General features: G+C 55.6%; 5 protein-coding genes. 1 reads left to right on the top strand and 4 read right to left on the bottom strand.

All coding sequences use genetic code 11. The features are described 5' to 3' along the window. Positions 1–66: 66 nt before the first annotated feature. On the top strand, positions 67–987 hold the full coding sequence (locus H7F31_RS16950) for an ArsR/SmtB family transcription factor (RefSeq protein ID WP_187099738.1): 921 nt from the start codon (positions 67–69) through the stop codon (positions 985–987). Between the two features lie 117 nt (positions 988–1,104). Here H7F31_RS16950 and H7F31_RS16945 read toward each other — a convergent pair whose 3' ends face one another. The 4 genes from H7F31_RS16945 to H7F31_RS16930 all read right to left on the bottom strand — a co-directional run bounded on the left by H7F31_RS16945 (position 1,105) and on the right by H7F31_RS16930 (position 11,866). After that, positions 1,105–2,859: a glycoside hydrolase family 2 protein gene (locus H7F31_RS16945; protein ID WP_187099737.1), complete on the bottom strand. Its 1,755-nt coding sequence runs from the start codon at positions 2,857–2,859 to the stop codon at positions 1,105–1,107. A 219-nt stretch (positions 2,860–3,078) separates the two neighbouring features. After that, a complete protein-coding gene (locus H7F31_RS16940; protein ID WP_187099736.1) occupies positions 3,079–4,407 on the bottom strand; it encodes a DUF11 domain-containing protein in 1,329 nt (442 codons plus the stop codon). Further along, complete coding sequence (locus tag H7F31_RS16935) at positions 4,404–11,174, bottom strand: DUF11 domain-containing protein (RefSeq protein WP_187099735.1); 6,771 nt, start codon at positions 11,172–11,174, stop codon at positions 4,404–4,406. The genes H7F31_RS16940 and H7F31_RS16935 overlap by 4 nt, the downstream gene beginning before the upstream one ends. A gap of 47 nt (positions 11,175–11,221) precedes the next feature. After that, a complete protein-coding gene (locus tag H7F31_RS16930; protein ID WP_187099734.1) occupies positions 11,222–11,866 on the bottom strand; it encodes a methyltransferase domain-containing protein in 645 nt (214 codons plus the stop codon). Between the last annotated feature and the right edge of the window lie 136 nt (positions 11,867–12,002).

Below are 12,002 nucleotides of genomic sequence, written 5' to 3'. Positions count from 1 at the left end.
AAACAGTTATATAATCGTATAAAATCGATTAACTGGCAGCAGCTCGTCTGCTCGAAGGAGTCCGCCATGAATCTGGAAGTCAATCAACGCAATTTGCCACTATTCGAAGCGCTGGCATCAAAAACACGCATACAAATGATAGAATTGCTTAAGCAAGAGCAATTAAATATGAAGGAAATCGCGGCTCGCCTCGGCATCTCCTCCGCGATCGTGACGAAACATGTCAGCCAGTTGGAGGAAGCCGGCATTTTGGAGACCGAAGTAGCCGCCGGCAAACGCGGCACCCAAAAAATATGCAAGCTGAAGCTCGACAAAGCAACACTTCTATTCAGGGAAGGTCCAGCGCCCGAGGAAAACACGGAACAGCCTTATAACCATTACACGAGCTCCATCCCGATCGGTCAATATTCCGCATACCATGTTAAGCCCACCTGCGGTCTGGCTTCGGATACGAAGCTGATCGGCATGCGCGATGATCCCAGATATTTTGCCGAGCCCGAACATGTGCTGGCGCAGCATCTCTGGTTCGCCAGCGGTTTCGTCGAATACCGCATTCCGAATTATTTGACCGGCCGCAAGCCCGTCAGCAACCTGCGCATCTCGCTGGAAATCTGCTCGGAGGCGCCAGGTTATGATGAGAATTGGCTGTCCGATATCACGTTTGCGATTGGCGGCATCCCGGTATGCCGTTGGACGTCGCCAGGCGACTTCGGCAAGTCTGCAGGCAAGCTCACGCCGCATTGGTGGGAAGAATACAGTACTCAGCACGGCTTGCTCAAGACGCTTCATGTTACGCAGGAAGGGACTTACATGGACGGAGTCAAGCTGTCGGACGTCACCGTGGGCGATCTGCCGCTGAGCGCAGGCGAAGAGATCCTGTTCCGCATCGAATCGCCCGAGGATGCCGTCCACCCCGGAGGCGTAAGTCTATTCGGCAAACGCTTTGGCAATTACGATCAGGACATCGTGGTGACGATCAGTTGTTAGGGCGATACGGATTTAGAAAATGGTACTCGCCAACAACAAACGGGGCAGCCGCAAGTCAATATTTTTTGACTTGGGCTGCCCCGCTATATTTTACCGATATTCCGCTGCAAGACTAACTTATTTGCCTTCGTTGATCGCGCGGATCAGCTCCAGCGGAATTTTGGGGATGCGATCGTAGGTCAGCAGACCGTTGATCTCCTGCTCCACGTCCGTAAGCTGCGTATAACAATAACCTTGAACGACGCTGCCTGCCCCATGGAACGGCTGGATGACGGCGCGGAGGCGCTGTTCGAAATCCTCGTCATTGTCCGCGCCGGAATACCCCCAGCCCTCCCAATCGCTTTTCTTGTAAGAGATACCGCCGAATTCCGTCAGCAGGATCGGTTGGCCTGCATAAGGGTAACCTTCTACCGCCAATCTCCGGTTCGCCGGCATCGCTTCTATGGCGTTCTCTACTGTGCTGTACCGCTCTTCCAGCACTTCGCGTCTCCATTCGTAATCATGAATGTTGAACAGGTCCGTCTTGACCAGCTCCCATCCGTCATTGGAAATGACCGGTCTGGTAGGATCCAGCGACTTGGTTAAATAATACATCGCCATGGCATGATCCTGCTGCTGCTTGTCGACCTGGATATTCGGCACGCCCCAGCTCTCATTGAGCGGAACCCAGGCGATAATACTAGGGTGATTGGCGTCCCGTTCGACGGATTCCATCCATTCCTTTGTAAACTTCCGCACGTACTCTTCTGTAAATTGATAAGCGTTGGCCGCTTCGCTCCAGACAACAAGGCCCAGCTTGTCGCACCAGTACAAGTAGCGCGGATCCTCCAGCTTCTGATGCTTGCGCGCTCCGTTGAAGCCCATCTCTTTGGTCAGCTCGACGTCCTTGCGAATCGCCTCGTCGCTCGGCGGCGTAAGATTGCCGTCCGGGAAATAACCTTGATCGAGCACCATTTTGCTAAAGAATGGGCGATTGTTCAGGCAAAGCTTGCCACCCTCGATGGATACCTTCCTCATGCCGAAATAAGAGGTCGCCTGGTCAATGACCGCGTCGCCTTCAATCACAGAGAACACGATGTCGTATAAACGAGGATGGTTCGGGCTCCAATGTCTGGATGCACCGCGATCGTATAAATCCCGGAGCCCGATCGTTCGATTAAGCCGGTCATCGGTAATGCCGTATGTCTCTTCAACCACCGGTTCGCCTTCGAAGGTAACTTCGATCTTCAGCTGGAGAGAGCGTCCCGCTGTCCCGCGGAAATAGGCATGCAGCTCAATTGCATTACGGTCAATGTCCGGAATCATCCGCACGCGGTCGATAGATGCCGTCGCGACAGCTTCCACCCATACCGTCTGCCAGATCCCCGTCGTTCTTGTATAGAAGATAGAAGCGGAATCGTCCAGCCAAAATTGTTTGCCCCGCGGCAGCGTTGTGTCCCGGCTAAAGTCGACCGCCTTTACAACGAGCCAATTATCGGCTTCGCGCAGCGCTTCCGTAATATCCGCCTGGAAAGGTGTATGTCCGCCTTCATGCGTAGCTACCAACACGCCGTTTACCCATACCGAAGCTAAATAATCGACAGCTCCGAAGTGGAGAATCGTTTTTTTGCCTGCAAATTCGGCAGGAATGTCCAGCGGACGACGATACCATACCGTATCGTGAACGGCTGGATCGGCAATGCCGCTAAGTTTGCTTTGGAAAGCGAACGGCACTTGAATGCGAAGCGGCAAAGGCTGATCTCCCTTATGCCATCCTTCCGTAGTGCCCGTATTTTCATCATCAAACGCAAATTCCCATTCTCCGTTCAAATTAAGCCAGCTGTCCCTCATGAATTGTGGTCTCGGGTGCTCGGATCGGTATATCGTTGACATAAATAAAAGACCTCCTTTAGATTAACTAAATGATTAATGTTTAATTAAATCATTTAAATAAATTCAGTTTCATTATGAAGAAGGTCAACTTATTTGTCAATCATAAGTTAATTGAACCCAATTAAGTTAACTAAATAGTTAATTATAAAAAGAAACGGACCATTCCGCTCCCGCGGCATGGTCCTATCTCAATAAGTCTTAATTGGTATAAATGCTCCGCTATTCATCATCGTGCATAATCGCGATTGTATAGGGATTGGTGGATACCGCTTCCTTATGCACTTGGTCATGCAGCAAATATTCATATTGCACGTCGATATGCCCGCGTAAGGTTCGCGTGGTGACCAGCGGACTGATGATCCCTTGAAATAGAATCCTCATAACGCCAGATGGCGCCAGCTCGCCGAATACGATCCGATTGTCCGAGATTGTTACCTGCTTCCCTTCGCCGTCAACCGTCATGCTTTCCGGAACCAGGCATATGGGTCCCCTCAAAAGTTTGTCGGACCCGCAGATCGCGGCTCGATTGCCGGCATTGGCTAGCTGCAACGTGAAGTTGACGCGGCCATCCGGAAAAGAAACTTCCGGCTTCGCCTTAAGTTTCGCTGTAATGACAGGGAAACAGAGTTCGACAACCGTTTTGTTCGAATGAAATTCCTCCGACACTCGTTCATCGCAACCCGGGTCACGGTAGGAAGCTCTCAGAATAGCTCGATTGTCAATCCATTGGCCCGGCGATACGATAGTGACGCCCGGAACGACGACCTCCCACGCCACAGTGACGCTCTCCCCCGGTTCGATGAGACCCAGCGGGATCCCGGCATTGCCCGGAACCCCTCCGCTTATCCATTTGCCATTGATGGTCAAACTATTAGGCGCGTACAGCAATCCTTTGGGCAAAAAAGACAACAGAGTAACCATGGCTGCCGCATGCCCCTGATTGCCGACAATCAGCTTGTAGCTAAGTCGATCTCCCGGCGCCGCTTTGGCCGGATCTACGGTCAGCTTTGCAAAAGGAACGGCTTTGTCGGCCTTGGCCACCGGGAGACATATCGTATTGGAAAAGACGTTTTCCTTCACTTTCCTGCCGTTTGAGCTATAGAACGAAACGCTCGCTTTCATCCGATTGCAAACTTTTTTGCCGCAATACTCTTCGCTGCCTAACTTAAGCACAAGCTGGAAGGCTACTTTCACCTTTTCGCCGGGATCAACCGCTCCAAGCTTTAAACCTTCGTCGAGATCGACTCCCGGCAAAGGGACGCCGTCTTTAACAATACTGCCCGGCACGAAAGCCATGCCGTTCGGCAGTTCGTCGTATAACACGACCTTTGCGGCGTAATTCCCTTTGTTTCGCAGGATGACCCTGTATTGGATCGGCTTGCCCGGCACTGCCTCGCATGCATCCGTCTTCTTTTCCAGCTCGATATACGGACCTACGATAGGAATACGGACCGTATTGGAATATGTCGTGTAGCTGCTTGAGCCGGAATCGTACAAAATATGCGACGTATTCTCCAGCCTGGATGGTTTGTCGCCTTCCGAACTCATAGGACCTGTACCTTGAACGTTACGGTGGCGTCGGCGCCGGCAGCTATGCTGCCGATCGTTATGCCGTTTGCGGGATTTGCAAGCGGCAGCGAATTGTCGTCAAGCGTAACGCTGCCCGCAACAAAAGTGCTGCCTGGCGGTATTGGGTCAACCAGCACTACGTTGTTGACCGTCGTAATGCCGCTGTTCGTCACTACGACCGTATATTCGATAATGTCTCCCGAGACGGCATCGATCGCCGGAGTGCTCTTTACGACCGTTACGTTCGGTGCGGACACCGGTATGACCAACGTGTTGGAATTGACGGAGCCGGTAATCGTGCGGCCATCAGGAAGCGTATAGGAGTAGCTTGCCGTCGCCTTATTCGAGAGCTGTTGCGGCGAAGGCAGAGCTTCCACCGTCACTTGCAGCGTTACCGCAACGGTCAACATTCCTCCCGCCGGCACGACGCCGAGCGGAATACCCGTCTCCGGATTGACGCCCGGCTGCGGCGCGCCGTTGATAATGACGCTGTTAGGCACGAACTCCGCTCCATCCGGGATCGGATCGCTAAGCGTGACCAGCGCGTCGATATCGCCCGTATTGGTAACGTTAAGCAAATACGTGATCGTGTCGCCAACTGTCGCCACGGTAACGTTCGCGCTTTTGACGATGTTGATGAGGGCTTGATACGCCGGCAGCGAAAGCTGGTTGGAGAACGAAGTAGCCGTAAATGCCCCCGATGTATAGGCTGCGGAGCTTTGGTTGACGATTTGGCCAGACGGCGGCAAGGAATTGACCGTCACGTTAAACGTTACGGTAGCCGATGCGCCCGAAGCGATCGTGCCGATCACCACGCCAAGAGCAGGATTCGCGCCTGGCACCGCCGTATCGTTAACGGTGACGCTGCCCGATACGAACGTTGTATAGGACGGCACCGGATCGAAGAACGTTACGTTCGTGACGCTGCCTGCGCCGCTGTTCGTGATGACGACGGTGTAAGGAACCACATCGCCGACCGTCGCAGCGGTGAACGTTGTGCTTTTGACCAGTGAGACGTCCGGCGAAGAGACCGGCGTAACTACGACGTTGGACGCGGCGCTGCCGTTGAACGCACGGCCGTCCGGAAGCGTATAGGCGAAAGACGCGTTCGACTGGTTGCTCAGCTGGTTCGTCGGCGGTTGAGAAGTAATGACGATCGAGAACGTAAGCGTGTTGGAGGAGCCGGGCGCCAGAACGCCGAGCGGAATGCCTGCTGCGGGATCGGCCCCCGCAAGCGAGCTTCCGTTGAAGATAACACTGTTCGGGACGAGCACGGCTCCCGCAGGGATGGCGTCCGAGAACGTAGTATTCGCTCCGATATTGCCCGTATTCGTGATAACCGTCGAATAGACGACTGTATCGCCGACGATGGCGCCAGGCGTATTGGCAGACTTGACCAGCGCAACGCCAGGTACGTATACAGGTGTCGTAATAATCGGCGAAAACGAAGTAGCGGACAGGGAGCCTGACGTGAAACTGACGAACGCTTGGTTGCTAACCAGTTGCCCGCTCGGCACGCTGCCCACCGTAACCTGGAAGGTCACCGGAACGGTCGTGCCCGGCGCAATGGATTCAAGCGCTACGCCCGTGGCCGGATTGGCTCCAGATACCGGCGTTCCGCCGACCGTCACGCTTCCCGGCACAAAGGTCGTTCCCGCAGGAATCGGGTCCGTAAGAATCGTATTCGTAATGGACGTAATCCCGTCGTTCGTAACCGTGACCCTGTATTCGATCGTATCGCCGATCGTGGTTGCCGTAGTCGTCGTCGACTTGCCGACGGTGACGTTCGGGGCGCGTACGGCCACCACGACCGTGTTCGTAAGCGTCTGATTCGAGAATGTCCGGCCGTCAGGCAGCGTGTAGGACGTACTGAGAGTCGCTTGGTTCGACAGCTGCGGCGGCGTCGGCAGCGATTCGATCAGAACGGAGAACGATGTCGTGACCGAAGCGCCTGGCTGTATTAAGCCGAGAGGAATGCCCGTTACCGGCGATGCGCCCGGTAACGGCACGCCGCCGATAACGACGCTGTTCTCGACGAACGAAGCTCCAGCGGGAACGATATCCGACAAGGTCGCCGTGCCCGGGTAGTTGCCCGTATTGGCGGCGACTACCGTATAGTTGATCGTATCGCCTACGGTCGCGCTAGTCACCGACGAGGACTTGACGCCCGTTACGTTCGGCTGATTCACGAGAATCGCGAGCGTATTGGAGAAGGAGATGCCGGAGAACGCGCCCGATGTGAAGTTAGCGGAGGCCTGGTTTGCAATAGAACCGCCGTTCGGCACCGACGTTACCGTTACGTTGAAGGTTACCGTTACGGAACCTCCGGCCGGAATGCTGCTTAGATTGATGCCGTTAGACGGAACCGCAGTCGGAGCAGGTATATCGTTAATGGCGACGGATCCCGTGACAAAGGACGTTCCGGCAGGTGCGGAATCTACAAAAATGACATTGTTGACGGCCTCGATGCCTGAGTTCGTCACGACTACCGAGAACGGAATCGTGTCTCCTATCGTCGTATTCGTTGTAGTAGAGCTCTTGACGAGCGAGACGTTCGGCGCGGATACCGGGATGACCAGCGTATTGGACTCGGCGCTTCCGTTAAGCGTCCTCCCGTCCGGCGGAACAAAGGAATACGCAGCCGTTGCTTGGTTCGTGAGTTGCTGCGGAGTAGGCAGCGAATCCACCACGACGCCGAACGTCACGGTCACCGATGAATCAGGAGCGACGCTGCCTATCGCAATGCCCGCTGACGGGTCAGCGCCAGGCAGCGGAATGCCGCCTACGACAACGCTGTTCGGCGTAAAGACCGTCCCCGCGGGTATGGGGTCAGTCAGCGTCAAGGTAGCCGCTACATTGCCCGTGTTGGATACGACGATGGAATATACGACGGAATCGCCTAACGTTGCATTGCTCGTGCTCGCCGACTTCGCGAGCGTGATGACGGGCTGAGTGACCGGCGTCACCACCACGTTGGACCAGGACGAGGACGCGAACGCGCCCGACGTAAAGCTTACCGTCGACTGGTTAATAATCGGCGTCGGATCCGCCATGTTGACCATCACCTCAAATGTTACGGTTACCGATGCGCCTGACGCTATCGAACCGATTGGAATGCCGGCAGCCGGGTTGGCGTTAGGCCGAGAAGCGCCATTTACCTTTGCGGTGCCGGGAACGAACATCAATCCCGCCTGAAGCGAATCGAGCAAGACGACCCCGTTGATCGTTTCTGTCCCTTCGTTGGTGACGAACACCGTATAGACAAAACTGTCTCCCCTCACGGCAGTCGGCACGCTTGCGCTCTTAACGACTTCCACGTCCGGCGCAAACACGGACACTTGCGTCGTATTTGAGAGCACGGAGCCCGTAAGCACACGTCCGTTAGGGAGCGTGGATTGGTATGCCGCTTGCGCCTGATTCTCGGTCTGCTGCGGCGATGGCAGAGAGACGACCGTCACCGAGAAGCTGACGACGTTGGATTCCCCGGCGGAGACCGTGTCCAGAGGAATGCCCGTCGAGGGGTCGACGCCCGGATTCGGGAATCCGTTAATGACGACACTGTTCGGTACGAACGACATGGATGGCGGAATGATATCGAACAGCGTGACGTCTGCCGGGTAGTTGCCCGCATTGTTAACCGTGAGCGTATAACTGAACGTTCCGCCCACTGTAATCGACTGTATGCTGCTGACTTTCGCGATCCCGATGACGGGCTGCAGAATCTGCGTATTGACCAGTGGCGACGATGCGGTCCCGTTGAACGCTCCCGAAGTAAAGCTTGCGTTCGATCGGTTGGAGACAATCGCCGGTATGGTCAGCGGCACCGAATCGACGCGCGCCTGGAACACGACCGTTGCCGATGCTCCGGAGGCAATGCTGCCGAGCGATATGCCCGTCGCCGGATTGGCAATGGGAGCGGACGCGCCGTTAATCGTTACGCTGCCGTTAACAAAAGCAAGTCCGGAAGGGATGACATCCGAGAAAACGACGCCTGTAATGCCTTGTACGCCATTGTTTGCTACGACTGAGGTGTATGTAAGCACATCATTCAAGATAGCGACCGGCGTGTTCACGCTTTTGGTCACCGACACTTGGGGAGCCGTTACCGGAATATCCACTGTATTGGACAAGGAGACCAGTCCAGTAAAGGACCTGCCGCTTGGCAACTGATAGGAATATCCCGTCGTAGAACGGTTTACCAGTCTGGATGAAGCAGGAACGGCGTTGACCACGACCTGGAACGATACCGGCACAGTGCTGCCCGGCGCGATCATTCCGAGAGGGATGCCAGCAATCGGAGAAGCTCCGGGGAAATTGACCGTATTGACGAATACGCTGCCCGGTACAAACGAAACATCCGACGGCAAGGGATCTGTGAGCGTGCCTTGCGCGGCGATATTGCCCGAATTCGTGACGGATATCGAATAGGTTAGCGTACTGCCCACGGTCGCGATCGTCGCATTCACGGCTTTCGCCGTGCTAATGACAGGCTGATAGACCGGAATAGTGACGATGTTCGTCAGCACGATGCTGTTGAAGGCGCCCGAGCGGAACGCGACGTTGGATTGGTTGGCGAGACGGCCCGACGAAGGAACGGAAGTGACGATAACGTTAAATGTTACGGTAGCGCCGGTACCGGCGGCAAGCGTGCCGACCGGGATGCCGCTTGCGGGATTGGCTGCTGGAACCGGCGTTCCGCGGACGATCACGCTGCCGGATACGAATTGGGATCCGGCCGGCAAGGCGTCTTGAACGACGACATCGGTTACGGAACCGGCGCTGCTGTTGGTGACGACGACAGAATACGTAATGGTGTCGCCGACGGTTGCGTCCGGCAAGCTGCCGCTCTTTGCAGCCGTTACATTGGGCAGCGCGACGGGCACTTGCACCTGATTGCTGACGACGGACTGTGAGGAGGTTCGTCCGTCGGGCACTTGGAACGTTGCTACGGCGCTGCCCTGATTAGTCAACTGCGGCGGCGAAGGCACGCTCTGCACAAGCACTTGGAACGTGATCGTGGAACTCCCGCCTATGGGAATCGTCCCTGCGGATATGCCGGTGGCGATATTGCCGCCCGGGACGGTCGTCCCGTTCACCGTCACGCTGTTCGGCACGAAGGTCGATCCGGCCGGAATAGGATCCGACACGGTTACCGCAGTTGCGATATTGCCGTTGTTCGCGGCCAACAGCGTATAGGTGACCATAGTGCCCACCAGCGCATTCGCCGTGTTGGCGCTCTTGGTTAGCGTTAATAGCGGGGAGTACACGGGAATCGTGACGCCGTTAGAAGGGATAACCGCGTTCGTGATCGGTCCGCCCGCTACGCTCTGGAAGGAGAAAGACAGATTGGCGACGTTAACGAGCTGTTGTCCCGATGGCATGGAGACGACCCGCGCGCTGTAGGCGACGACGACGGATGCGCCCGGCGCGATCGTCCCCAGCGGCACGCCTGCGGCAATATCGTTGGTCGGCCTCGGGATGCCGCCGACCGACACGCTTCCCGCGACGAACGCCAAGCCCGCCGGAAGCGTGTCGGTCAGAATCGCGCTCGTCGCATCCGCCGTGCCCGTATTGGTCGCCGTGACGGTATACCGGATCGTATCGCCGACAAGCGCTCCCGTGACGTTGGCCGTCTTGGACACGCTGACGAGAGGGGCGTTGATGTTGACTTGAATCGCATTTGCGTTCAGGACATAAGCATCGCCGGAAGTCGTCAATCGAAGCACGGCCGTCGTCTGGTTGTTCACGAGTCTTGGCGAGATGTCAACATTGGTTATATCCCAGCCTTGCCGCCCTCCGCTAATGTTCGAGCCAGGCGACCCGTTCGTCTGGTTACGCGTGCCGAACGTTCCCGTCGTGTCAAGCGCCCCGGAGTCGTTGTTGATCTGCGAGGCAAAAAAGTTGTTCGCGAAGTTGTTGGTTCCGGACAACGCGACGAGATTGGACGCAGCGGGTCCAAACAAAGCCTGATCGCCTGTACGGTTCGCATCTCCTTCCTGAGCGCTAAACAGCGCTCGTCCTCCCAACACGCCTGACACCGGAGTAGAAAAACCAGTCAATGTCGTGGTTACGGCAGAAGAATCTGCCTGAATCAGGACGGCGCCCGCGCGCAGCGACATATTACGGAAGGGCAGCGAAGCATTTTGATAGATCACGCCAAGGGTCCAGCCTGCATGATTGCCTGTCGGATCGTTGTTGATCGTGATGGTCCCGGGAACGCGTCCAGTCGTGTAAGTGCCGGCTCCCCCCGTTTGAACAAGGGAGGTTACATTGGACGAACGCACGTACGCGCGAATGCCGTTGCCCAGATCGATGTCGTTGCTGGTCGCCGCGTCGGGCGACACCGTAAAAGAACCAGTAGGCGTCGCGAAGGTGACAGCATTGTTAATAACGGATGATAGATTGACCGTTCCGTTAATATAACTGCCGCCCCAAATAAGCTCGGCGTACAGCACGGTGCTTCCCGCCGGAAGCGCAAGCTGGGCTGCGGAGGAGTTTAGCAAGTAGTTGTCTGTGGTTCCGAACGGATAAGAGCCATATCGGATTGCCGTATTTGTTGTCGTGAACGCGCCGATGCTGTCCTGCGTGCCAGGCACTCCGGATACATCGGAACGGCTGAGACCCAGCGTATTGCCCGTGAACGTAATCGCACCCGTAGCGTTAAAAGCAGCTCTTACGATAAGCGGAATATCATTCCACCTCCTTTCAGGCACGCCCAACCTATCTATATGGTGGACATTATTCATTATGCATGTCCCCGACTCCAGCGAATGCGAATAATTTGGTTACTTGTCTATCCCTCTTCCATGTCCCCTTGGTCTCTCAACCTCAGTTCCTGCACGCACGCCGGCTCCTCGTATGCCATCCGGCTCAGCCGGTCGAGTTCTTCCGTTTCAATATCCTCTTTCACGACCAATAGATGGTACATAATTTCGTCCACGACATTAAGCTGAAGCTGCTGTAAAATTTCCAGTTCCTCCTGTTCGAAGATAGGAGACCGATACGGCGGCAGATAGAAATGCTCCATGCGAAGCAGCCGGAAGTCAAAAGGAGGTTTGGGGCCGGCATAATGCGATACTTCCGGGCTGACCGGACCTAGCTGGGGCTGGAAGAAGGCCGATGTCCAATATCGGGGAGTATGCTCGTCGAATCGATGAAGTAAATGCGGATTGGAGTTGTGATGATAGCTATGGGCATACGGGGCGAGAATGCAGACGACCGCCTTGTGCATGCACACTCTATGAATTTCGGAGAGAACGGCGAATAGATCCCGGACGAACGGAAGCGACCGGGAGGCTATGACATATTCGGCGGAGTCGTCGGGGAACGGCAATCCTTCGTTCATATCGACCACGACATCCACTCCCGCGAGCGGAGAAATATCGAGGCCAAGGAAGCCTGGCTGCTTGCGCTCCCCGCATCCAAGATCAAGCTTCATGCTGACCACTCCAATCTGCGAACCCGCTCGGATTGTCGTTCTTATCGCTATATTTATTCCGATGCCGGCGATTATAACCGGTAATTATTGAAACACTATTGCTAAGCTTGCCAGCGGCAGGCATACAAGCTCGAAT

Origin of the sequence: Paenibacillus sp. PAMC21692, from assembly GCF_014303795.1 — a bacterium.
Taxonomy (GTDB): Bacteria; Bacillota; Bacilli; order Paenibacillales; family Paenibacillaceae; genus Pristimantibacillus; species Pristimantibacillus agaridevorans.
This window is presented reverse-complemented; position numbering and strand designations above follow the sequence as displayed.

What these genes read in the sequence shown, in the direction of transcription:
- H7F31_RS16940 (WP_187099736.1), bottom strand. Translation starts at nt 4,407, where the DNA reads ATGAGTTCGGAAGGCGACAAACCATCCAGGCTGGAGAATACGTCGCAT.
- H7F31_RS16945 (WP_187099737.1), bottom strand. Translation starts at nt 2,859, where the DNA reads ATGTCAACGATATACCGATCCGAGCACCCGAGACCACAATTCATGAGG.
- H7F31_RS16935 (WP_187099735.1), bottom strand. Translation starts at nt 11,174, where the DNA reads ATGAATAATGTCCACCATATAGATAGGTTGGGCGTGCCTGAAAGGAGG.
- H7F31_RS16930 (WP_187099734.1), bottom strand. Translation starts at nt 11,866, where the DNA reads ATGAAGCTTGATCTTGGATGCGGGGAGCGCAAGCAGCCAGGCTTCCTT.
- H7F31_RS16950 (WP_187099738.1), top strand. Translation starts at nt 67, where the DNA reads ATGAATCTGGAAGTCAATCAACGCAATTTGCCACTATTCGAAGCGCTG.